This window comes from Sagittula salina (assembly GCF_017813235.1).
Taxonomy (GTDB): Bacteria; Pseudomonadota; Alphaproteobacteria; order Rhodobacterales; family Rhodobacteraceae; genus Sagittula; species Sagittula salina.
This window is the reverse complement of the sequence record NZ_JAGISH010000013.1, coordinates 65,390-87,595: the sequence shown is the minus strand read 5'-3', so window position 1 is coordinate 87,595 and position 22,206 is coordinate 65,390. Positions and strand designations below refer to the sequence as shown.

At 66.1% G+C, this 22,206-nt stretch carries 19 protein-coding genes; 7 read left to right on the top strand and 12 right to left on the bottom strand.

The window, feature by feature from the left end; all coding sequences use genetic code 11:
- Positions 1–640: 640 nt before the first annotated feature.
- Positions 641–1,084 (bottom strand): hypothetical protein, encoded by a 444-nt coding sequence (locus J5474_RS18770; protein ID WP_209362943.1) that lies wholly within the window; start codon positions 1,082–1,084, stop codon positions 641–643.
- A gap of 79 nt (positions 1,085–1,163) precedes the next feature.
- The gene (locus tag J5474_RS18765) at positions 1,164–1,571 is read right to left on the bottom strand and encodes a hypothetical protein (RefSeq protein ID WP_209362941.1); all 408 of its coding nucleotides are present in this window, start codon (positions 1,569–1,571) and stop codon (positions 1,164–1,166) included.
- Positions 1,572–1,985: 414 nt separating this feature from the next.
- Between J5474_RS18765 and J5474_RS18760 the strand changes: the two genes are divergently transcribed.
- The gene (locus J5474_RS18760) at positions 1,986–3,272 is read left to right on the top strand and encodes a hypothetical protein (RefSeq protein ID WP_209362939.1); all 1,287 of its coding nucleotides are present in this window, start codon (positions 1,986–1,988) and stop codon (positions 3,270–3,272) included.
- A gap of 129 nt (positions 3,273–3,401) precedes the next feature.
- Here J5474_RS18760 and J5474_RS18755 read toward each other — a convergent pair whose 3' ends face one another.
- The 5 genes from J5474_RS18755 to J5474_RS18735 all read right to left on the bottom strand — a co-directional run bounded on the left by J5474_RS18755 (position 3,402) and on the right by J5474_RS18735 (position 11,345).
- Positions 3,402–4,832 carry a hypothetical protein gene (locus J5474_RS18755; protein ID WP_209362937.1) on the bottom strand — a complete coding sequence of 477 codons (1,431 nt, stop codon included), beginning with the start codon at positions 4,830–4,832 and terminating at the stop codon, positions 3,402–3,404.
- Positions 4,832–6,757, bottom strand: a complete 1,926-nt coding sequence (locus tag J5474_RS18750) for a hypothetical protein (protein ID WP_209362936.1) — start codon at positions 6,755–6,757, stop codon at positions 4,832–4,834. The genes J5474_RS18755 and J5474_RS18750 overlap by 1 nt, the downstream gene beginning before the upstream one ends.
- 174 nt (positions 6,758–6,931) lie before the next feature.
- Complete coding sequence (locus J5474_RS23180; protein ID WP_209362935.1) at positions 6,932–7,333, bottom strand: helix-turn-helix domain-containing protein; 402 nt, start codon at positions 7,331–7,333, stop codon at positions 6,932–6,934.
- Between the two features lie 32 nt (positions 7,334–7,365).
- Positions 7,366–9,087: an Eco57I restriction-modification methylase domain-containing protein gene (locus J5474_RS18740; RefSeq protein WP_209362934.1), complete on the bottom strand. Its 1,722-nt coding sequence runs from the start codon at positions 9,085–9,087 to the stop codon at positions 7,366–7,368.
- Positions 9,072–11,345 (bottom strand): hypothetical protein, encoded by a 2,274-nt coding sequence (locus tag J5474_RS18735; RefSeq protein WP_209362933.1) that lies wholly within the window; start codon positions 11,343–11,345, stop codon positions 9,072–9,074. Before J5474_RS18735 ends, J5474_RS18740 begins: the two co-directional genes overlap by 16 nt.
- Positions 11,346–11,745: 400 nt before the next feature.
- Here J5474_RS18735 and J5474_RS18730 point away from each other — a divergent pair, with 400 nt between their 5' ends.
- Together J5474_RS18730 and J5474_RS18725 are read left to right on the top strand one after the other, a co-directional pair.
- Positions 11,746–12,384 carry a hypothetical protein gene (locus J5474_RS18730; RefSeq protein WP_209362932.1) on the top strand — a complete coding sequence of 213 codons (639 nt, stop codon included), beginning with the start codon at positions 11,746–11,748 and terminating at the stop codon, positions 12,382–12,384.
- Positions 12,385–12,441: 57 nt separating this feature from the next.
- Positions 12,442–13,059 carry a hypothetical protein gene (locus J5474_RS18725; RefSeq protein ID WP_209362930.1) on the top strand — a complete coding sequence of 206 codons (618 nt, stop codon included), beginning with the start codon at positions 12,442–12,444 and terminating at the stop codon, positions 13,057–13,059.
- Between the two features lie 69 nt (positions 13,060–13,128).
- Here the strand turns inward: J5474_RS18725 and rfbA are convergent, their stop codons facing one another.
- From rfbA to rfbC, 5 genes are all read right to left on the bottom strand, one after another.
- Positions 13,129–14,019: a glucose-1-phosphate thymidylyltransferase RfbA gene (gene rfbA / locus J5474_RS18720; protein WP_209362929.1), complete on the bottom strand. Its 891-nt coding sequence runs from the start codon at positions 14,017–14,019 to the stop codon at positions 13,129–13,131.
- Positions 14,016–14,867, bottom strand: a complete 852-nt coding sequence (rfbD, locus tag J5474_RS18715; protein WP_209362928.1) for a dTDP-4-dehydrorhamnose reductase — start codon at positions 14,865–14,867, stop codon at positions 14,016–14,018. The genes rfbA and rfbD overlap by 4 nt, the downstream gene beginning before the upstream one ends.
- Positions 14,868–14,983: 116 nt before the next feature.
- On the bottom strand, positions 14,984–15,406 hold the full coding sequence (locus J5474_RS18710) for a VanZ family protein (protein WP_209362927.1): 423 nt from the start codon (positions 15,404–15,406) through the stop codon (positions 14,984–14,986).
- Positions 15,407–15,547: 141 nt separating this feature from the next.
- Entirely contained in the window at positions 15,548–16,597 is a 1,050-nt protein-coding gene (gene rfbB, locus J5474_RS18705) for a dTDP-glucose 4,6-dehydratase (protein ID WP_209362926.1), read from the bottom strand.
- A 26-nt stretch (positions 16,598–16,623) separates the two neighbouring features.
- Positions 16,624–17,175 carry a dTDP-4-dehydrorhamnose 3,5-epimerase gene (gene rfbC / locus J5474_RS18700; RefSeq protein ID WP_209362925.1) on the bottom strand — a complete coding sequence of 184 codons (552 nt, stop codon included), beginning with the start codon at positions 17,173–17,175 and terminating at the stop codon, positions 16,624–16,626.
- Positions 17,176–17,349: 174 nt separating this feature from the next.
- Here rfbC and J5474_RS18695 point away from each other — a divergent pair, with 174 nt between their 5' ends.
- From J5474_RS18695 to J5474_RS18680, 4 genes are all read left to right on the top strand, one after another.
- Positions 17,350–18,774: a dihydrolipoyl dehydrogenase gene (locus J5474_RS18695; protein ID WP_209362924.1), complete on the top strand. Its 1,425-nt coding sequence runs from the start codon at positions 17,350–17,352 to the stop codon at positions 18,772–18,774.
- Between the two features lie 150 nt (positions 18,775–18,924).
- Entirely contained in the window at positions 18,925–20,367 is a 1,443-nt protein-coding gene (locus J5474_RS18690; RefSeq protein ID WP_209362921.1) for an ATP-binding protein, read from the top strand.
- 83 nt (positions 20,368–20,450) lie between these two features.
- A complete protein-coding gene (locus tag J5474_RS18685) occupies positions 20,451–21,518 on the top strand; it encodes an isopenicillin N synthase family dioxygenase (protein ID WP_209362919.1) in 1,068 nt (355 codons plus the stop codon).
- The gene (locus tag J5474_RS18680; RefSeq protein WP_245216578.1) at positions 21,515–22,165 is read left to right on the top strand and encodes a LysE family translocator; all 651 of its coding nucleotides are present in this window, start codon (positions 21,515–21,517) and stop codon (positions 22,163–22,165) included. The genes J5474_RS18685 and J5474_RS18680 overlap by 4 nt, the downstream gene beginning before the upstream one ends.
- Positions 22,166–22,206: the final 41 nt, after the last annotated feature.

Here is a 22,206-nt window from a genome sequence, read left to right as displayed (position 1 = left end):
GCCGCACGGCACGCAGGGGGCGGGACGGATGCGCATGGACGGGCGGCCTCTCGGGAGACGGAATGGCCCCTGCTATCCCCGGCCCGCGCCGCTGTCGAGAACCCGCGCCGGACCCCGCATTGGCGCCCGGCCCGGGACTGCGCGGGAAGGCGCCGCCACAACATAATTCGCATTACCAGAGAGGGTCATTTAGCTGAGAATTGCGAGTGAGGAACCGGTCTGCGAAGCAGCGCAGGCTGTCGTAATGGGGCCGGGGCTTGGGTGGCCGCGATGGACCCGTGAAGGCGACCCACATCCGGGACTGCCCTACCCGCCCGACGTGGGACGGGGACAAAGCACCAGTGTTACTCCGAGAGCGAGGAGGCGAAAGCCGTATCAACACGCCACCAAGGGCCGGTCATGGAGAAAGTCCGAATGGGCGTTTCGCCTTGCCCCCCACTTCACCCGATTCAGATGGAACGGCGCTTTTAACTTCCCAGAGTGGGGGCGCCGACGGAAGAACCAGGAGTACGACGCGTCGGGTGGAGCAGCAAAAAGGATGGCTCGTCGGCGCGTCGTCCCCCCGATGATCCGGTCGGGAGCGTCGGGCCGCGTGGGCCCTCAAGTCCGGCGCCTCGAATGGGCGCCGGGAAAATCGATGTCAGCGTAGCAGTTGCGCGGCAAGGCGCTCTGCGGCGCTGTGATCGAGGAGGTCTTGCCGCAGTTCGAGAAACCGCTTGAGCTGACTGTGCAGGGCTCGAGCCTTCTCGCCACGCGGGCTGTAGGACGGCACCGTTTCCCAAGCCCAGATCTCGCCATCTTCGTCATAGCCGATGTGCCGGGCTTCGACAGTGCTGCCGGTAATCTCGGCCGCCATGCGCTCCGCGAACCCGGCTTCCAATGTTTCGAGCACGACGAGATCCCGGCCCTCGGTGACCTCTCCGGTCTCGAGCCGCCGGAGCGTTGCGTTCAAAGATGACCGGGGCAGGTCTCCGATCGGCACATCGGGCATACTCGTGAGTTGCTCCGCAAGGGCGCGGGCATGGCGCACTGCGAGGATCGCCTGAGCGCGAAAGCGGAAGTCGTCGTTGGAGTTCTTGGCCATTTTGGTCTCCTGTGCTGGCCGGCGCGCAATCTCGGCGCGTCAAGACAGCCCCACGCAGCGGGGGCTGGTCGGCGGCCGGTCAGGCTGCCATCAGAGCCGATAAGGCAGGGTCATCCTCCCCGGCTTCCGCGAGGGCCACGAGATGTGCGCGCACGCCATCCGCAAGCAGGCAGATGTCTTCGACCACCGGGGATGAAGGATCGATCGCCGCGAAGCAGCCAGCCTGGAGGCTCTCGGGGTCTTCAACCCCGTCGAGCGAGAGCAGCCGGTGTAGATCGACAAACTCACGGCGCAGGCGCCGGGTCAGCCGGGGCGCATGCAGCAGATCCCGCAGGAGCCGGGCGGTGCGCCGCTCCGCCGGCTCTCCGCCCAGAAGCGCGGAGGCGGAGAGAAGCGCGTCCGCCTGGTTCAGGACATAGCGCGCAAGCGCAGCCTCGGCAGCAGTCCGGGGGGTGTCGGCGGGCAATATGGGCGTGATCAGGGTCATGGGATGTTCCTTTCCTGAGGCGCCAGCGACAGGTGCTGGTCAAGACGCCCTCGGTCGTGAAGGCGTGTATTCCCCTGCCGATTTTCTCCTTTCTTTCAGGCCGGGGCTGGAGCGCGGTCTCACCCGAGGACCGCGCTTCAGCTTCGCGCCGCATCCTTCAACCTTTGGAGCGATGCCATATGGTCCGCGTCCTGGAAGATGCGGCCTTCTCCCGACCCATTCTGAGAATGCCGGGGCGCAGCGTGATCCCCGCACTCATTTTGACGACTTTCCCGTGCATCAGGGAAACAGAACGGGGACCAGCGGGGCCGTCCAAAGTTTTTTCAAAGAAAACGCTTTTTCGGGTCGTTTGGCTTTTTGCGTCGCAATCCGATGATCCGAATTCCCTCCTGTCACGCAAAACAGGAGGCCTTCATGGCACAGACATCCCATACCCCGACGCCCACCATTCCCTCGCTCGATCAGTTCTATACCCGCCCCGACACGGCCGCGATGTGCGTTGCCTTGCTCGCGGAATACCTGCCTGCGTTCTCACCGGACCTCTATGTCGAACCCTCGGCCGGCGACGGAGTCTTCCTCGACCGCTTGCCGCAACCGCGGTTCGGCATCGATATCGCACCTGCCGCCCCGGGCATCGCGAGCGAAGATTTCCTGACCTGGGCACCGGACGATGCCTCCGGGACCATTGCCGTGGTTGGCAACCCTCCGTTCGGGCGCAACGCCTCCAAGGCGATTGCCTTCTTCAATCATGCCGCGGGATTTGCCGAGGTCATCGCCATGATCATGCCGGCTTCGCTGACCAAAGGCTCAATGCAGGACCGGCTTGATGAAAACTTCCACCTGGTCGGGGCACAGCCGCTGCATGCCGAAGCGTTCCGCGTCGATGAGACGCTTCACGAAGTCAACGCGGTCTTCCAGATCTGGCGCCGGGGAGGCGGCCCGCGCCCCAAATCCATCCGCAAGACGGAGCATCCGGATTTCCGTTTCGTGGCCACTGCGACCGAGGCGGATCTCGTGATCCGTCGCGTCGGTGCCCGGGCCGGCGCGCTCCTGCCGCCACCCGAAGACGCGAACTCCGTGCGGGGTTATGCCCCCGCGTCGAACCTTTTCGTGAAGGCGGCGCGCATCACTCCCCAAGACCTGGAAACCCGCTTCGGCCAACTGGACTTCAGCGAGGTGCGGCAATGCGCGGCCGCCAACCCGTCGGTCTCAAAATCCGACATCGTGGCGCTCTACGAGGCTCAGACAGAACTCGAGCGGATTGCCCAGGTCCAAGTGCCCCAAGAGTCCGGTGCCGGGCGCGCGCCCCTTTCCCCCGAGCTAATCCCGCCCGCCCAAGCCATGGATGGAGATCTCGTTGCCATGATCGTTCATCATCCGGAAACAGATCCTACCGGCCTCACGCCGCCCCGTGCGGTCGAATTCCGCTGGCGGCACGAGTCGGCCTTCCCCCCGGTCCTGCACACGGCACTGCGGGGCAAGCGGCGGCGGCAGGCCCTGCGACTTCTTGAGGACCTTTTTGCGCGCCGGGGCCCATGGGCGAACGCTCGCAATCCGCGCTACACGACATCGATCCTCTTCCACGACGCGCTCCTCCATCTCGACCTCGGGAACGGATCTACCACCGCCGAAATCGACCTGTCCCAGCCGTCCGAGGGCGAAGAATGCCCCCAGAAAATATTCCGGAATACCGCGCTATGATCGGTGCCTGGATTGGCGTGCGCCCGGAGCCTGAGTTGTGCCTTCCGCCTCCGCGAGGGGCGCTCTGAGGGGCATGCGATCGGCGGACGTATATCGCCCGGCTCTGCGCAGGTGCGATATACGCTCCTGCTACGAACCGCTCGCAATCTCTGCCATCGTGGCATGATATTTTTCGAGAGCAGCAGTGTCCCGGAAATCGGTCCGGTAGGTCTGATGCATCCAGCGCGACTTGTGGCCCAGCAGTGCCTGGGCAGCCCAGGCGGCATCAGGGCTGTGGGTCCGGACCAGATCCGTGACGAGGCTACGCACGAGGTGCCCCGAGATCCCGAACTCTTCCTGCAGAAGGGCCGCCGGATGATAGGTGGCAAACGCCCCGTCCTCGAGGCCAAGCAGGTTCAGACCGTCCAGTTCCTGCAGCCTGTCGCCCATCTGCCAGTCGGGTCGCCCGGCGAGAACATGGGCATCGATGATACGAGAGGTAATCGGCCAATAGGGGCCGAGCGCCTTCTTCCCGCCGGTCTTGGCCTGTCGAAAATCTACCGTCCAGATCCCGTCTGGACGCCGCATGATCTCGCGACCGATGCGGAAGGTGGAAAGATCACCCTGGCGATCGACACCGTTCAGCAGCAAAGCGAACACCACCGCCTTGCGGCGCAGGCGAAAGGCCTTGGCCCCATGCGCGGGTAGATCGACCGCCTCATCAAGGCAGCGGTTGGCGGCGTGCAGGAGATCGGCAAGACCGTGGCTTTCGAGAAACCTGCGGATCTTCGCGTGCTTGGTTGGGGTCTCGTCGGTTGCCTCCGACGCAAGCGCGGTGTGGATTTCGGCGAAGTGTGCTTCGGCCTCTGCGGTGAAAAGGCCGCCGCGGCGAGCAAAGAGAATGACGCGTTGAAAGTAATCCGCCGCACTGCGCATGCTGACAGGCTCACGGCCATTGTCGGTGCGGAAGAGGAACCGCAGGAAGGCTTCGGCCAGATCGGGGCTGAACGCCTCTGCCAGATGGACCCCCTGCCCCGCGGCCCAGTTCCGCGCCGCCGCGCAGAGTCCCACCGCCTGGATGATACTCGCCCTCCCCTTGACTGAAAGGGGCCGGTAACGCCGTCCGTTGCGCCGGACCCGTTGGTCAAGGAGGGGTTCTGCCATGGCCCAGTCTGCCGGCCAGTCGGCAGGCTCGAGCGCGACACGGAGCGAGACGCGCGCTTTCGGCGTCTTCGCATTATAACGCGCGTTCAGCGCTCGATCCCATTCCTGCCGCAGGGGCCGGGCCGGTGCCAGCGGCACGTCGGGATCAAACGCCTCGAGCGCTTTCATCAGGACAATCAGGCCGGTGCGACTGGTGGTGACCGCCGCGAAGTCCTCGCATGTGGCCTGCTGAGGCGCACGGCCCTTTTCCATCATGTGGCGATAGAAACGCTCCAGCGCCGTTGGGCCCCCTCGTGACGTAAACCGCCCATCCACGGCCGCAGCCGCCGCGAGCGCCGCGACAGCAGCCGGCACGCTGGGCATGCGGGCTATGAGGGTCGCGATCCGGGCTTTACGGGGTTGTCTGGGTTTCGGCATCAGGCAGTCCCTTTCAGGTTGAGCGTGGGATCGATTTCGGTCAGCACCTGCGCAAACAGGTCCATCGCGGCCCGGCCTTCGCCACGGGCGTAAAAGGTTTCGACCGTCCGGAGGCTGTCCGCCAGCAACGCTGCGACCACGGGGTAATCACCGGGGTTTCTGGCGAGGTAGAGCGTGGCGGCCACGTGGCGCATCATGTGCGGCGTGAGACCGGTGATCCCGAGCCGGGCCATGCCGCGATTCCACGCCTTGTTAATCAGCTGCCGACTGACCGCCCCCGCTCCCGAAAGCGCGGGAAAGAGATGATCGTTGGCGCAATGCCGCGGAGTCTCGACGGCCTCATCACCGGTATCGGCTTCGCGGCCCTCCTCGGGCAGAGACCGGTCCCGCCAGACCGGCCGGCCCTCGTCGATCCAGGCCGAGATCACGGTCCAGAGCCAATCAGGGATACGCCCTTCGAGCGGCTTGCGGTTCTTGACCCGGTTGCGGCCAATATCGAGCCAGGCCGACGCCCGCTCGCGCCGCGGCGCGATCAGTTCGGGCATGTCGCCCTCCGACAGCATCTCATGGACGTTCCGCGTCCGAAGCGGGCGGGCAAGCTGAACCGCCAGCATGGCTGCCGCCATGAAGAGGTGCAGCGCCTCGGTGCGCCGATGCGTGGAGAGAGTCTGACGTGCCAGAAGACGCCGTGCCTCCGCCAGGAGCACGCGCGGACCGGTGACGATCGCGCGCACCACCGCAGGATCGCGGTCGATGAGCTTGATGAAGGCCTCGCGTGTTGCCGACATCTCGCGCGCAGCATCGCGCTCCTCGCAGAGGTCGAACCGCAGATCCTCGATCGCCCAGACGAGATCCTCTTCGGCACCGTTGTGCTGGGCGATCATGCCGAGATCCGCAAGCCAGGTGGAGAGCGAGGAGGTTTCCTTTGCGTCCTTCAGCCCCACGGAGGTTGCACTCCGCGCGACAAACCGCTCCACCGCCGCTTTGACATGGTTCTCCGTGATGAGGTCCATGGCCGAGGATAGCGCGTAGACCGGTTCCCGGTCCTCGAAGGCATTGCGCGCCAACCATGATAAAGCGCTTCGCAGGGCCTTGACCCGCGAGGCCTTGTTCCGGATCGGGCGCCTGCGGCCACGCGTCTGCCGTCGCCGGTCGGCAACCGGGTCCGCGCCCAGCCGTCCGCCAAAGCGATCCCGACGACGAGGCGCCCGGATCGAACGCTCGATCACCTGATCGAGATCGGAGCGGAAGGCCTCGGTGCAGAGCGTCCAGTCCATGGGGCGATCGCGCAGGGTTGGCAGGGGGCCAATCTGACCCATCGGCAGAAGCGTGCTGATGGCCCCATGGCGCTGGCGTTCACCGATCAACCGATTGAAGAACCGGATCGAACGCCGGAAACTCGCCACCTTGTCCGGAGGGATGTTTGCAAGAGCCGCAGTGGCGGTGGCGGTATCGACCTCGACGGGGTGAAACGTGCCGAGCCGCGCCCGCAGGTTCTCGATGGAGCGCGTGGACTGGTTGGGCAGCAATTGCTCACCATCGGCATCCAGGGTATTCTCCGCTTCCGCCACATAGTTCCCGATCCGCCTCCAGGCGGCCTCGGTTCCGGCATCGACGTGCCTCGGTTTATCCGTCTCCAGCGCCCTGCGAATGCCGGCCGAGACCCGACCAACGAAGCCGTCGAAGGCCCTCTGCCGGGCTTCCGGCGTCCGGGCACGGGTGAACTCCCCCGCCCAGACAATTCCGGCGGCCCTGCGTTCCCAATCCACGACATTCGCAGGAAGTTGCCCCAGGCGCTTGCCGGTCAGGTGCTCGACGCGCCGGAACGCGGATTGATAAGCTTCTGCCGAGCTTTCGCTGTAGAGCGAGGGCAGGAGGAAATAGACATCGAGCAGGGTCTCGATGGGGCTGTTGCGTTCAGTCATGGAGTTGTCCTTTCATCGGCGCGGCAGTCCGTTCATTCAGCGGCAGATGAACGAAACGCCCGCGCAGATTTGGCCCGTAAAGTTCCTGGGGCGTTTCATTCGAAAGCCTGCAAACGACTAACTTCAAAGGGAAATACTGTTCAGAAGGCCCCTGAGGGGGCTGGGTCCGGCGGCTCAGCGCCATTGTGCTATCCAGCGAGCGACCTCGTCGGGAACGAAGCGATATTGCATCCCCACCCGCCGGGCAGGCAGAGACCCGCGCCGCGCCTCGGCAAGGATCGTGTCCCTGCTCAACTCGGCATGGAACGCGACCTCCTCCGGCGTCATCAGATCGGCCCGGTAAGCCTCCTCGCCCCCTGCCGGCGGCAGACCGCCCTCGAAGCGAAACACGTCCAGCCAGCGATACCGCACCTTGCGCCGTTTCCGGATCGGAACCAGCAAGCCATCGGCTTCCGCACGCCAGAAGAAACTGTCCGAGCCATGGCGCCAGCGTCTGATCAAACGCGCGCGACTGAGGAGCTGTGGCACTCCAACGTCGTGTTCGATCATGGGTGTGCCAGTAATTTTCTCGTCCACTCCGGGCCTCCGACATTGTGCTTCGGAAGGGATCAAGGGAATTTCCCGTCGTTTTCAAAATCACCACCGACCGACCCGGAAGTCTCCTCCCCCAACTCGAGCAGTTCCCGGACTGCTGGATATGGCAGGGCGCGCAGATCCGTCGCGTTTATCTGTGTGGTTCCCGAGACCGTACGGATGAAGGCATCGACAGCCTCCGAATTGAGATAGGCCACCAGCCCCCGCGCCAGCGGAACCGGCAGTCCGATACCCCCCGCATGAAATACGTTCAGATGATTTTCAAAGGCTGCGCGCCCCCCTTGATAGAGGGTCGCCCGGATACGCCGCGCATCTTCCTTGGCACTGATGCGCTTTACGAGGACATAGGCACCCGCCGGCATGATCAGGCTGCGGGTCGCGTCGATGTCGGCCAGCGCGTCGCTTTTCCGGAACCCGTCGACCGGCCAGGCCACTCGGGCTTCACGCATGTGCTGCGGGTAGAGAAGCGGCACCGTCGCAGCCTCGCCCGCGGATCGCAGATGTTCCCTCTCGCGGTATTCGATGACGCGGCCGGTCGAGACGGAAATGCCGAGGTCCGGCAGGGTGCAGGGCAGCGCGGCGACGATCCGGTCCGGACGCTGCGGGTCCAAGGGAAGCCGGATGACGCGCTGCACGTCCCCTGACCACACGATGTCCGAGACGGGAACGGAGCGCGCTTCCCCATCATCGGAGCCGAGGAGCACCGCCCCCTGCACACCCGCCTTGCGCAGCTTCATCACCACGACCTCCTGCAGGACCCCGTCCTCCCGGAAGACACCGCGGCGCGACTGATAGGACTGCAACGCCTCCAGGACCGCTGTCTCAAGCAGGAAGGCCCTGTAGCCACGGTGCGTGGGACCGTTGCAAAAGGAGCGCGGCGTGACGGCGACCAACTGCCCGCCGGGAGCCAGTTGGGTCAGGGCCAGCGATACGAAAGCCGCGTAGAGATTGCTGGCCGAAACGCCGAGAGCCTTCAGAGCGCAACGGTGGGCGGAAGATGCAGAGATCTGCCCATAGGGCGGATTCAGGATGGCGGCGGTGTAGGTCGGGGTCACTGCCCCGCCTTGCCCGCCCGAGGACAGGATATAATCCGCGCGGACGATACGGCTGCTGAAGGCGATGCCTGCGGCCGCACATAATTCTCCGCAGTCCGACAGGGTTCGCTCCAGAATGGCAGAGAGAACCGGATCGATCTCATAGGCCGTGACATCAATGACTTTCGGCGGCGTCGGCGCACGAACCGCCGCTTCGACGAAGGCCGCGGCAAGGGCACCCATTCCCGCACCGGCGTCGAGCAGGCGAACCTCATCGACATTCATATCGACCATCCCGGCCATCGTCCGCGCCACGCCACCTGGGGTCATGAACTGGCCAAGGGCCTTCCGGCGGGCTTTTTCGAGGGTGGGCGAGACCGTGAGGCGCTGCTGGTCGAGACCGTCCACGAGGGTCGCGGGAGGCTGCAATGTCGATACCGCGGGAACGGTCCGGGCGGTGTCGAAGCGGTCGGGGAAAACATATGTCATGGTCGATCTCCTTGATGGCGAGAGGGAGATCGGTTCATCGTTGTAGGGGCGGAAATGGCGTTTCCCGGGCGTGAGAGCGGGTCGTTTCGGCGCGTCCCCGGACGGCGTGCCGGTTCGAGGCAAATCCTTGGCTGCCTCCGGCACGCTCAAAAGCCGCCGGCACTTCCCCAGCCAAACGTCGGCAGTCTGGCCATTTTTCACATGGCTGCGCAAACGCCCGCTTGCACTCGCCCGCCCGAGGACGGACGCGTTGCGGCGCCCAGAGCCTCGCAGCGCGACAGCGGCCCCCACCTCACCTCGGCGTGCGCGCAGGCTTCTTCCGGCGTCGCGGCCGCGACCAAAGCGCTTTCTTCCCGCGCATATGGCTGGTCACGGCGCAGGGTCAGACTCCATAGCGTGGCCCGGATATCCGGAGGAAGTTCCGAAACGACATCGCAGACACTCAGCCCCTGCCGCTTCCGGTAGCCCTTTGCCTCATCTTCCGAAGCAAAGATCCGGACGGCGTCTTCGACAAGGCCCCTGTTCGAGAGGCGTAGCCCGCCCCCATCCAGCAAGCCATCCACCAGGGCCGAGGTATGACGCGCCGGGAGAAACGCATCCCAACTGAGCAATTGGTCGACGGGCAGTCCCGGAATGGGGATATTGCAGCCCAGAACGACCCGCTTGCGATGGGGCGACCGCGCCAGCCGCAGTCGCTCGACAAGTTGCCGGGTGGCGTATTCGCGGGTCTGTATCTGGACCCGCCGGATCAGCGGGTCAGGATGACAGGGCACATGCACCGCCATCGCGCTGCCATCCGCCATCTCGTAGGGCACTGCCACCTGCGGCATGCGGACCGCGCCGCCTTCGTCGGGAGGCACAAAGGCAAGATCGGCTTCCGCCCGGTCGCCCCACAGGGCGCGCCCGTAATCCTCCAGCGTATCGAGAGGCAATTCCTCGCGACCGATCACGATCACGGTCGAACAGTCCCGGTATCGATTGGTGCCAAGCGCCCGGCCTCCGAACCACAGCCAATGCGCACCGTGCAGCGGTGTGTCGAGCATGAAGCGGGAAATTTCCTCGTCCGACTTGCCCTCGAACGCATATCCGGCATCCCTGAAGAACCGAAGCACCACCTTCCGGCTGGCTCCGACGAGAACCCCGCCGCCCCCTTTCATCCGGTCGAACAGAACCTCGCGACGAATGACCCGGCGCCAGTTCTCCCTCAGCACGGTTCCGTTCAGCAGGCTCCCATGAGTCATGCGACGGTCATGAATTTGCAGGATTTCGGCATTCGGTCGGAGCGTCATCCGTTCACTCTGGAGGACATCGAGATCAAGCGCGCCAAGTATCTCCTCGTCGGCATCGGCGTCGAGCACGAGCATCGGCTGACGATGATGCACCGGGTGCTTTCGGCAAATCCGCAGGGCGGGTCCCTTGAGACCCTCGACCAGACGCAGCCGTTCGCAGATTTCCCGTCCCCGCTCCCTGGCGTCTGCGAGGCAGGTCCAGACAGCGGCATACCGGGACGCGCGCCGGATGATGCCCTCGGCCTGTGTCAGAACCGCCAGTTGATGGGTCATGTCCTGATCCGGCGAGAGGCTGGGAGTCTCCGCCTGGGCCCCGTATTCCAGGGCGGCAAATTCCCGGAAATCCTCGACCGAATAAGGCAGCCTCAACGGCGACCGCCCACTCTCGAAGGCCGTCGACACCTGCTGCGCCGCCACCAGTAAATCCGCATGCGCCTGAATACGCCCGACGTCCTTGCGGCCCCGGCCTGCACGATGCTTCAGAAAGCTTCGGGGCATCCTGAAGTCGGCAAGGTCGACGGTCGGGAACGACACCTGCTGCGCCCAGAAGGTTTCATCGACCACCCGCAGGACTGGGGCGTAGGAATCCGGTTCGGGAATACCAAGGTAATTCGTGGCGAGATAACGGTGCCCCGCCGTGGCCGGTGGCTGGAATTGGCGCATGTAGGCGCAGCTGTCGGCATGGGGGCAGCGCGCGGCACCGTCATCGCAGAAGCTCTTGCGGATGTTCAGGCCCAGCCGGGAGCCGCGTTGCACAAGCTCCGGCTTGAGACACATCGTTCGCGCCGGATCTTCCGGATCGGGGGCCAGCCGGCCACGGATGACATGAGCCGTTCCGCCGAGTTCGCGTGCATGATCCGCCGCCTCTTCCGAAAGTGACAGGGTTGGCGCGTGAAAGGCGATTTCCTCCCGCCCTGCACATTCCCCGAGCACCTCCCGCGCGACGCGGCTCTTGCCGGCTCCGGGGCTCGCCGCGAGAAGCGCAATGGGGATCGGCGCTGCCTCGTCGACGGCAGCCTTGTCCAGCAGCACGTCGACCGCAGCGAAAGCCGAGGAGCGCAAACGGGCCTCGGCATCGCCCAGTGGGGTGAAGAGGGTAGGGGGTTGCGGCGTCTCGATGGTGAAAGCGCCGTGGCCAGCGAAGCGGCCGGCATGATCGCGGGGCAGGAAGGGCGTGGACATGCAGTCTCCTCGGGTGCTGTCGCGAGGAGATCGGTCGAAGCCGGCCGCTGAAAAACTTCAGCGGGACATTGGGGTCATACCGGTGAAAGGATCTTTTTGGCGGCGTGACACCAAAGATCCCTGCCAGGCGAGAGTGTCAGGCCTCGCTCTCTACCGGCCTTCTGCCGTCGCGATCAGGACGCCACGATGCGAGCGGGCACGCATGTCCAATCGCCCCTTTTGCCCCGGCATCACGGCAAACGGCCACTACCCCTTTTCCCGTGGGCGCCCCGAAGCACCAGCACGACCCGGCGGGGCCAACAGCTCAGCGCCGCATTTTGGCGTTCAGGGAACTGAACCCAATTCCTTTTCGGCGCCACGCAGCGCCCGCTTCACGCAACACTCCTGATAAGGATTCAAGATGCTTACCTGGCCCGCTTATGCCGTACCTGCGGTTTACGTACCTGACACTGCCGAATTTCTTGCCCGCCACCTCGTCTCCTTCGACACGGCGCAGGAGGGGGATGTGATCGCGATCTGCCGAGACGTCCGGCATACCTTCCAAGGCCCCTACCGAGAAAATGAGACCGAGTTTGTCATTCGCCACGGCTCCGGAATGAACCTCGCGGCGTTCCACGAGCTCGGCGAAAGCCAGAAACAGGCCATGGCCATGGCCGAGATGCTTCTGCAAGGCGATCAGAACTACCTGAGCGCGGTGAATGCCCAGATCTTCGAAACCATGCGCGATAGCGAGGATACCGACACTTACTCCGTCTTCTGCTTCCCCGACGCGATCGGCGTTCTCAAGTTTCCCGAAAAAGAGCATATGCCGTTTGGCACGCAGGCCTGGCTCGATGGCCGTGCCCGGCTCGTTCTGCGCCGCGCCCCGAGCAATCACCAGGCCCTCGCACGGCACGATGCCCTCCAGGCCACTGTGCGGATGTGGCGGCACCTGCTCCTGCTTTTCACCACCATCGAGGATCGAGAATTGGCAAAGGTCTCGATGCCCTGCGTGTCGTGCCTTCTGGATTCGACCGGAAGAGAGACGAACAGCCTATAGCGTTCCACACCGGAAGGGCGGCTCTGCGACAGAGCCGTCCCCCGGAGAAAAACGGAGGTGGATCACGCCCAGGCGCCGCCCTGCCCCACCGAGGAAATATCAGTTTCCGACTGGCGACCCTCGGTCCGATCTCTTTTCAACAATCTCGAACATGGAGACCCGAAAATGAATGCCGATCTCGAAGAGTTCCTGAGCGAAGCCGCTCTCACCGACCTTGATGATTTCGTATCCAGCCTGACCTACGACCCCATTGCCGAAGTCTGGGAGGCATACGGATGTTACGAAGGTTTCAAATGCTCGCCCTTTGCCGGCGAACTGGGATACTATACGATCTTTCATCACAACAGGGATCTCGCTGTCTCATTCCAGTTGCCCTTTGACGCCATGGGCGCGCTGGCGGGCCTCGGTCGCGTCATTCTCGAAACCCGCACCGAGCAGATTGAGGGCCGTATCCTGGACCGGGCCACGAGCGAGGCCATTCATGGCGAACTGGTGGCCCGGATCATCAAGGTCATCCCGACTCTCACGCCGTTTTCCGACAATGAACGTGAAGAGTATTGCCTCCCCAATCACCGCTTTCTTGCTCCCCAGGCGGACGGAACGGTGATCTTCCTGACGCCTCCCCAACTGCGCGGGGTGCCTTGGAAAGGCATGGAGGATGGCCTTGCGACCTGATGACAGCGGGACGTCCCGGTGCCAGTCATCCTCTGGCGGCGGTCGTGATCTGCGCCTCCGGCTGGCGCCTCAGCCTGCCAGCCGCTTCAGGTAGGTGCCGTAGCTCGTCTTGGCGAACATCTCGGCCCGCGCCAGCAGTTGCGCCCGGTCGATCCAGCCGTTCTCCCAGGCGATTTCCTCGGGGCAGCCGACCTGCTGGCCCTGCCGCTCCGACAGGGTGCGCACGAAATTGCCCGCGTCCAGCAGCGATCCATGCGTGCCGGTGTCGAGCCAGGCATAGCCGCGCCCCATCTGCTGCACGTTCAGCAACCCCTCTCCGAGGTAGCTTTCCAGCAGCGTCACGATCTCCAGCTCGCCGCGCGCCGAAGGCGTCACCGCCCGCGCGCGCTCCGGCGCGGAGCCGTCGAGGAAATAGAGCCCCGTCACCGCGTAGGGCGAGGGCGCCACGGCGGGCTTTTCGACGATATGGCGCACGGTGCCGTCGGGGGCGAAATCCACCACGCCGTAGCGCTCCGGGTCCGCCACCCGGTAGCCGAAGACGCTGCCGCCCGTGGTTCGCGCATCCGCCGCGCGCAGCTGTTCCGGCAGCCCGTGGCCAAAGAAGATGTTGTCGCCCAGCACCATGGCGCTGGGGCAGCCATCGAGGAACGCTTCGGCCAGCAGGTAGGCCTGCGCAAGCCCATCGGGCGAGGGCTGCTCGATATAGGTGAGGCTCAGCCCCCACTGCGACCCGTCCCCGAGCGTGCGCACGAACTGGTCCTGATCCTGCGGCGTGGTGATGACGGCGATCTCGCGGATGCCGGTCAGCATCAGCACCGACAGCGGATAGTAGATCATCGGCTTGTCATAGACCGGCAGCAGCTGTTTCGAGACACCCATGGTGATGGGATAGAGCCGCGTCCCCGAGCCGCCCGCCAGAATGATCCCCTTGCGGGTCGATGTGCGTGCCGCGGTGTTCATGCGCCCAGTTCCTTCAGTACGCGGGCCAGCCCGGCCTGCCACGCAGGTTGTTCGATGCCGAAATCAGCCGCCAGTCTGGCGCAATCCAGACGGGAATTGAGCGGCCGCTCGGCCGGGGTCGGATAGGCGCTGGTGGGGATATCCTCCACGGTGACGCCCTGCCCCGCCTGCGCCATGATTTCGCGCGCGAAACCCGCCCAACTGGTCGCGGGGGCGCCCGCGTAGTGATAGGTGCCGCCCCTTTGCCCGTCCATCATGGCGCGGGCACAGCCCAGCAGCGTCGCGGCGATGGCATCCGCCGGGGTCGGCCCGCCGATCTGGTCGGCCACCACCGTCAGGTGATCGCGGCTCCGGGCCAGCCGCAGCATGGTTTTTACAAAGTTCGCCCCATGCGCCGAAAACACCCACGAAGTACGCAGGATCAGGGCATTTCCGCCGGACTGTTCAGTGACCTTCCGCACCGCGTCCTCCCCGGCCAGTTTTGTCCGGCCATAGGCGTTTCGCGGTGCAGCAGGGTCTGTTTCGCGCCAGGGCGCCGCCCCCGTTCCGTCAAAGACATAGTCGGTGGAAACATGCAGGAAGGGGATACCCCGTTGCGCACAGCTCTGCGCCATCTCGGCGGGGGCGTCGGCATTCAGCCGGTGCGCCGCGGCCTCCTCTGCCTCGGCCCGGTCGACGGCGGTCCAGGCGCTGGCGTTGATGACCACTTCCGGCTTCTGTGCCGCGATGACCGCCTCCGCCGCGCCCGGCTGCATGAGATCCGCTTCGCCGCGACCGAGGGCCATGACATCCGCCTGTCGTGCAAGCTCCGTGGCGACCTGCCCCGTCCGTCCGAAGATCAGGATCATGTTGCCCCCCGTTCCATCTCCAGGCAGGGGTAGCGAATAGCCCCGCGCAAGGAAAGGGCACAGCGCGGGGAAACCGCAGGGTCTGCCCCTTGGACCTTGAAGGTATCGGGTTTCTTTCAGGGGCTGCCCGAATGGTGCGGCCCGACCCCTTTGGCCAGCGGGGGCCTTCTTATTGGCACGGACGCCAGGCGCCGCCGCGCTGCAATGGCCACCTCCCTTGCAAGGGAGAGGCCCAGAGCCACGCTTACGATCCCCGCGATATCCGCAACCCAATCAAGGAGATCGCCATCACGCCCGATGAAGGGCTGAACCAGTTCGATCACCCCACCGAACGCCATCGCTGCCGGAACAAGGGTCCACAGCCAGCGCGGGCGGAACAGGGCAGCCGGCGCAACGAGGCTCCCGAACCCGAGGGCATGCTGGAGCTTGTCCCCGCCTGCGGTCTTCGCGGGCAGGAATCCCGGGCCGAGGGTCAGCGCGGCAAGCAGAAGTGCGAGGACCGTCACGGAAACGGCGATCAGGAGCGAAAGACGGTTCATGGCCGAGACACAGCACGGTCAGGGAAGAAAGGCCAGCGGGGGCCGCTGCCATCGGCGGATGGGTTCCGATGGACGCCCCGTTTTCCGCCACAGCGGCCTGCCGCATAAGGGATGCGCACGGCTAAGGGAACCGGGCCGCTGTCAACCGGCCCCCAGCCGCGTTCCCACACCCTCGCGGTCCAGCAGCGCCTGCCACCAGTCGCGGTTGTCGAGATACCAGCGTACCGTCTTTTCCAGCCCTTCCTCCACCGTCACCGACGGCCGCCAGTCCAGTTCCTCGCGGATGCGGGTCGGGTCGATGGCGTAGCGGGCATCATGGCCGGGGCGGTCGGTGACGAAGGTGATGAGGTCGGCGTAGGACCCACCCTTCGGAGCCTGTTCCGGGGCGAGCCGGTCGAGGATCGTGCAGATCGTCCGCACCAGGTCGAGATTGGAACGCTCGTTCTCGCCGCCGATGTTGTAGCTGCGGCCCGACGCGCCCTTTTGCAGCACCAGCAGCAGCGCCTCCGCGTGATCCTCCACATAGAGCCAGTCGCGCACGTTCGACCCGTCGCCATAGATCGGGATCGGCCGCCCGTGCAGCGCGTTCAGGATCACCACCGGGATGAGCTTTTCCGGGAAATGGAAGGGGCCGTAGTTGTTCGAGCAGTTGGTCAGCACCACTGGCAGGCCGTAGGTCTCTGCCCAGGCCCGCACGAGGTGATCGGAGGACGCTTTCGAGGCGGAATAGGGACTGCGCGGGTCGTAGGGGGTCGTTTCGGTGAACTGGCCCTCCGCCCCCAGCGACCCGAACACCTCGTCGGTGGAGATGTGGTGAAACCGGAAGCCCTCCGGTCTGCCCTGCGCCAGCCAGTAGGCCCGCGCGGCCTCCAGCAGGTGGAAGGTGCCCATGACGTTGGTTTCGATGAAGGTGCCCGGCCCGTCGATGGAGCGGTCCACGTGGCTTTCGGCCGCGAGGTGCATCACCGCATCCGGCCGATGATCCGCAAAGATCCGGTCGAGCCCGGCGCGGTCGCGGATATCCACCTGTTCAAAGGCATATCCCGGCGCATCAGAGACTGATTTCACGTTGTCGAGACAGGCCGCATAGGTCAGCGCATCGAGGTTCACCACCGCGTGCCCCTCGGCGATGGCGCGACGCACCACGGCGGACCCGATGAAGCCGGCGCCGCCGGTGACGAGAATCTTCATGGCCTCAGCCCTCCTGCACGAACGGGTCAACTGAAAGGGTTGTCGATATCCTTCAACCGGGGCGCGGCGGCGTCCTTGTCGGACAGCACCGGCGCCCCCGCCAGCGGCCAGTCTATCGCCAGATCCGGGTCGTTCCAGGCCACCGCCCCGTCACAATCGGGGGCATAGGTGTCGGTGCATTTGTAGACGATCTCCGTCTGCGGCTCGAGCGTCACGAAGCCGTGCAGGAAACCCGCCGGGATCATCAGCTGGCGGCCGTTCTCGAAGCTGAGCTCCACGCCCACCCATTGTCCGTAGGTCGGAGACCCCACGCGAATGTCCACCGCCACGTCCCACAGCCGCCCGCGTCCGCAGCGTACCAGCTTGGCCTGCGCATGCGGCGGCCGCTGGAAGTGCAGACCGCGCAGCGTGCCCGGCGCCATCGACAGGGAATGGTTGTCCTGCACGAAGTCATAGTCCAGCCCCGCCTCCGCCATGCGGGTCCGGTTCCAGCTTTCGCAAAAGAAGCCGCGCGCATCGCCAAAGCGGCGCGGGGTCAGGATCATCACGCCGTCGAGGGCAGTCGTCTCGATCTCCATGGGCTTCACCTCGCTTGTTTTCCCTCTTCCCGTAGCAGAGGGGCCGGACGGGGCAACCGGAAATCTGCCAAGTCTGGGGTCAGAAACGGGACCGGTATGACGGGGAACGACCCGGGCGCTGGCCCGTTATGCCAGAACGGACAGCGACCCCGGCGACCGGGCGGAAAGGGCATCATGACAAGTCTCACCTGCGATGTGGCGGTGATCGGGGCGGGGACCGCCGGGCTCGCCGCGGAGCGCAACGCCCGCAAGCATGGCGCCAGGACGCTGCTGATCGATCCCGAGTTCGCCGGCACCACCTGCGCCACCGTGGGCTGCATGCCCTCCAAGCTGCTGATCGCCGCCGCCCGCGCGGCGCATCAGGCGCGGGAAAGCGATCTCTTTGGCATTCGCACCGGGCCGGTCGAGGTCGACGGCCCCGCAGTGATGGCGCGGCTCAGGCGCGAACGCGACCGTTTTGTCAGCGCCACGCGGAAGGATTTCGACGCCCTGCCCGAGGGCACCCGCATCCGGGCGCGTGCGCGCTTTGACGGGCTTGCCGGGAGACTCTCCGGGGGGCAGGCGCGGCTGATCCTCGACGACGAGCGCGTCGTCACGGCCCGTGCCGTGGTGATCGCGACCGGGTCCGCGCCCATGGTGCCCGGCCCCTTTGCCGCACTGGGGGATCTCGCGCTGACCAACGAAACGCTTTTCGACCTGCCCGACCTGCCGCGCAGCCTCGCGGTGATCGGCGGCGGGGCGATCGGGCTGGAACTGGCGCAGGCGCTGGCCCGGCTGGGTGTCTCGGTGACGCTTTTCGACAGCGGCACGCGGCTGGGCGGCGTGCGCTGCGACCGCATCCACGCCACGCTGAAGAAGGCCATGGCGGAGGAGATGACCCTGCGCCTCGGCGTCACGCCGGAGCCTTCGAAAGACGGCCGCGCGGAGCGCATCGCGTGGGAAGACGGCGAAGCGACCTTCGACCGGGTGCTGGTGGCCGCGGGGCGGCCTCCGAACGTGGCGGGGCTGGGGCTGGAGACCACGGGCCTGCGGCTCGACGACCACGGCATGCCGGAGGTCGATCCCCGGACGATGCAATGCGGCGATGCGCCGATCTTCATGGCCGGTGACGCCAATGGTGCGCGCCCCGTCCTGCACGAGGCCAGCGCCGAGGGTGCCATCGCCGGGCGCAACGCGGTGGCCTGGCCCGCGGTGGTGCCATCGCGGCGCAAGACCCCCTTTACCATCACCTTCACCGATCCGCCGCTGGTCAGTATCGGCGAGGACCCCGACGACAGCGCGGCGATCGGCAGCGCCGATTACGGCAATCAGGGACGCGCGCGGGTCGAGGGGCGGAACAGGGGCCTCGCCCGGCTCTATGCCGCCGCCCCCGACGGGCGCCTGATCGGGGCGGATCTGTTCTGCCCCGGTGCCGACCATCTGGGCCACCTGCTGGTCTGGGCGATGGAGGCCGGGCAAACCGCCACCGACCTGCTGACCCGCCCCACCTACCACCCGACGCTGGAGGAAGGCCTGCGCGGCGCGCTCAGGCAGATCTGCCGCGCCGTGCCGCTGGAATTGCCCGGCGACAGCGACCCCGGCCAGCCGCCCGGTCTGTGAATGCGCACGGGGACGGCGCAGTCACGGACCGGCGTCCGAACAGGCACGATCTGCCAAATCCGGCAGGCCAGCACTCGCCCATCAGGAGAAATCCCTTTACGCAGGTCCCTTTCGCGATAGGATCAGGGCCGGGAGATCAGGAACCGCGACGTGCAGAAGCGCTTACCGACACTGTCGCCGCCTGCGACGCCTGGCGACGACACCGCCTCGCTGCGGACCCTGAACCGGTTCGCGGTGGACCTTATCGCCATACCCAGCGTCGAAGATCTGCTGTGGTACGTGGCGCGCAACGTCGTGGGAAAACTGAACTTCGTCGATTGCGTGATCTACCAGTCCGACCCCGCCCGCACCGAACTGCACCAGGTCGCCGCCTGGGGCGAGAAGAATCCCTACGGGCGCAATATCCTCAACCCGCTGATCATCCCCTTCGGGCGCGGCATCACCGGGCAGGTGGCGCAGACGCAGAAACCCATCGTCATCGAGGACCTGCTGCAGGATCACAACTATATCCCCGACACGCAGGTGGCGCGGTCGGAGATCTGCGTGCCGCTCGTGGTGCGCGGCGAGGTCGTCGGCGTGATCGACAGCGAACACCCCGAGCCCGGTGCCTTTGGCGAGACCGAACTGGAAATCCTCGGCACCGTCGCCGCCATGACCAGCGCCAAGCTGGAGCTTCTGGCGGAAACCGAACGCTCCGCCGACCGCTATCAGGACCTGGTCGCCTCCCACGCGCAGCTGACCCGCGAGATCACCGCCCGCAAGGCGCTGGAGGCGCGGCTCTTCGAGGCCCGAAAGCTCGAGGCGCTGGGGCAGCTCACGGGGCGTTTCGCCCATGAATTCAACAATATCCTGACGGTGGTTCTGGGCAATCTCGAACTGGCGGACGCCGCCTCCGACCTGCCCGAGGACGTGGCGCCCTGCCTCGCGGAGGCGCATGAGGCCGCACAGCGGGGGGCGCGGCTCATGCGCGACATGCTGGTCTTTGCGCAGCGCACCCGGCTCGCCCCCGTGGTGCTGGAGCCCGACGACTTCGTGACGGGCTTTGCCCGCGTGGCCGGCCGCCGCACCGCCTGCCCGCTCGAACTCGACCTCGGTGGCGCCCCGTGGCGCATTGCCATGGACCGTGGCGCGCTGACCGATGTGCTCAAGAACCTCGTGGACAACGCCTGCGACGCGATGGTCGCGGCCATGGACGGCGGCTCCGTCACCCTGTCGACAGGGCAGATGACCCTCGAGCTGGGAGAGGCGCCCTTCCCCGGCGTCGATCTGCCGCCGGGCCGCTACGTCCGGTTCAGCGTCAGCGACACCGGCACCGGCATTCCCGCGCAACGGCGCGAACAGATCTTCGATCCCTTCTACACCACGAAACCCGTGGGGGCGGGCACCGGACTGGGGCTGTCGATCGTGCGCGGCTTCGTGCAGCAGTCGGGCGGTGCGGTGGCCGTGGTGTCGGAAACCGACCCCACCCGCGCCGGCACCACCTTTCATGTCCTGCTGCCCGCCCTGCCCGAGAGCACCGAAAGCCCCGGAACCGATGACGAACAGGACGGCGCGCATGCGCACGCTCAGGAACCGGCCAGACAGGACTCCTGAGCGAATCGATACTTTTTGTTAACCACCAGTACGTTAACGGTGGTTGCGTAACTCTTGCCCCGTGTGGCGTCTGGGGAACCGCAATGACATTTCATCCAAGACTGGCCCGCGGCAGAACCCTGCCTCTGATCGATGTCTCCGGCCTTTATTCGGACGATCCCGAAACGCTTCGGGGGATCGCCGATCAGCTGGGCCGCGCCGCGCGCGAAATCGGCTTCTTCCGCATCACCGGCCATGGCATAGACCCCGCCCTGATCGAAGAGGCCTATCAGGCCGCCGCCGCCTTCTTTGCCCAGCGTGAAACGCTGAAGATGCGTCACTATATCGGCGCAAACCGCAACCATCGCGGCTATGTCCCCTTCTCGGAAAAAGGCGATTACGCCGACGAGGTCAACCGCAACTACGAGGCCTTCGACCTCGGGCCGGACCTGCCGTGGGACGATCCGGAAGTGGTCGCCGGCCTTGCCCGTGGCGCGATCACGCTGGGGCCGAACCCCTGGCCCGCGCTGCCCGGATTCCACGCCACCATCGCGCGCTACTTCGCCAGCGTGGCACGGCTGGGGCTTCTGGTGACCGGCGCGCTGGAACGCCACCTGCGCCTGCCCCCCGGCACGCTCACCCGTCACATGACGAAACCCGTCTCGCAGCTGCGGCTGCTGCACTACGTCCGCGCCACCGGACCCGGCGCCGATCCCGGCGCGCAGAAGACGGTGAACATGGGCGCGCATACCGATTACGAATGCCTGACGCTGCTGCACACCCGCAACCCCGGCCTGCAGGTGATGACCGCCGCCGATACATGGATCGACGTGCCGGTCGATCCGGCCGTCTACGTGGTCAATATCGGCGATATGCTGGAGGCCTGGTCGAACGGTATCCTGCGCTCCACCCCGCACCGGGTGCTGAACCTCAGCCCGGAACGCTTCTCCATGCCCTATTTCGTCGCCGCCAATCACGGCACGCTGATCCGCCCCCTGCCCGCGCTGGTGCCCGAAGGCGAGGCGCCGCGCTACGAGCCCTTCACCGCCGGCGCGCACCTGGAACGGATGCTGGTGCGCGACTTCCCCTACCTGCGGCGGCGGCGCAACACGCCCGCCGGCCCCGTCCACAACCCGTTTGAGACCCGGATCGAAAGGGAAATCCGCCCATGATGCTCCCCACTGAACACTCGCTGCTTGCCGTCACCCTCGCGGGCCTCGCCCTCAGCGCCACGCCCGGACCGTCGATGCTGTATGTGCTGTCGCACAGCATCGGGCAAAGCCGCGCGGCCGGCCTCGCCTCCGCGCTGGGGCTCTGCCTTGGCGGGGTCGCGCTGGCGGTGGCGACGGCGCTGGGGCTGGCGGCGCTCTTTGCCTCTGCGGCATGGGTGGTGCCGGTGTTGCGGCTGGCGGGGGCGGCCTACCTCGTATGGCTGGGCATCGGCATGATCCGCGAGGCGCGACAGGCGGCGGAGGCCGAGCTGCACGCCGCACAGGTGCCCACGGCACCGCTGGGCACCATCGTGCGGCGCGGCATGCTGGTAGAGCTTCTGAACCCCAAGACCGTGCTCTTCTTCGCGCTTTTCCTGCCGCCCTTCGTCTCGGCCGGGCCGGACGGTGACCACGTCGCGGTGCAACTGCTGATCCTCGGCGCGCTGGTGCCGCTGACGGCGGTGCCCTCCGACCTTGCCGTGGCGCTCATGGGGGGCAGCCTCGCGCGGCGGCTGAACGGCCATCGCGGCGCGCGGCGGGCGATGGGCTGGCTTGGCGGGCTGATGCTGATCGCCATCGCCGCCGCCCTGCTTCTGGAGCAGTTCTGAGGCGCAACAGAGACTGTTTCAGCCCCTCCCGCGCCCCTCCG

Bases quoted from the DNA above. Each gene is read 5' to 3' on its own strand.
- J5474_RS18710 (WP_209362927.1), bottom strand. From the start codon at position 15,406: ATGAACCGTCTTTCGCTCCTGATCGCCGTTTCCGTGACGGTCCTCGCA.
- J5474_RS18680 (WP_245216578.1), top strand. From the start codon at position 21,515: ATGATGCTCCCCACTGAACACTCGCTGCTTGCCGTCACCCTCGCGGGC.
- J5474_RS18755 (WP_209362937.1), bottom strand. From the start codon at position 4,832: ATGCCGAAACCCAGACAACCCCGTAAAGCCCGGATCGCGACCCTCATA.
- J5474_RS18750 (WP_209362936.1), bottom strand. From the start codon at position 6,757: ATGACTGAACGCAACAGCCCCATCGAGACCCTGCTCGATGTCTATTTC.
- J5474_RS18685 (WP_209362919.1), top strand. From the start codon at position 20,451: ATGACATTTCATCCAAGACTGGCCCGCGGCAGAACCCTGCCTCTGATC.
- J5474_RS18760 (WP_209362939.1), top strand. From the start codon at position 1,986: ATGGCACAGACATCCCATACCCCGACGCCCACCATTCCCTCGCTCGAT.
- J5474_RS18765 (WP_209362941.1), bottom strand. From the start codon at position 1,571: ATGACCCTGATCACGCCCATATTGCCCGCCGACACCCCCCGGACTGCT.
- rfbA (WP_209362929.1), bottom strand. From the start codon at position 14,019: ATGAACACCGCGGCACGCACATCGACCCGCAAGGGGATCATTCTGGCG.
- J5474_RS18730 (WP_209362932.1), top strand. From the start codon at position 11,746: ATGCTTACCTGGCCCGCTTATGCCGTACCTGCGGTTTACGTACCTGAC.
- J5474_RS18735 (WP_209362933.1), bottom strand. From the start codon at position 11,345: ATGTCCACGCCCTTCCTGCCCCGCGATCATGCCGGCCGCTTCGCTGGC.
- J5474_RS18695 (WP_209362924.1), top strand. From the start codon at position 17,350: ATGACAAGTCTCACCTGCGATGTGGCGGTGATCGGGGCGGGGACCGCC.
- J5474_RS18770 (WP_209362943.1), bottom strand. From the start codon at position 1,084: ATGGCCAAGAACTCCAACGACGACTTCCGCTTTCGCGCTCAGGCGATC.
- rfbB (WP_209362926.1), bottom strand. From the start codon at position 16,597: ATGAAGATTCTCGTCACCGGCGGCGCCGGCTTCATCGGGTCCGCCGTG.
- rfbC (WP_209362925.1), bottom strand. From the start codon at position 17,175: ATGGAGATCGAGACGACTGCCCTCGACGGCGTGATGATCCTGACCCCG.
- rfbD (WP_209362928.1), bottom strand. From the start codon at position 14,867: ATGATCCTGATCTTCGGACGGACGGGGCAGGTCGCCACGGAGCTTGCA.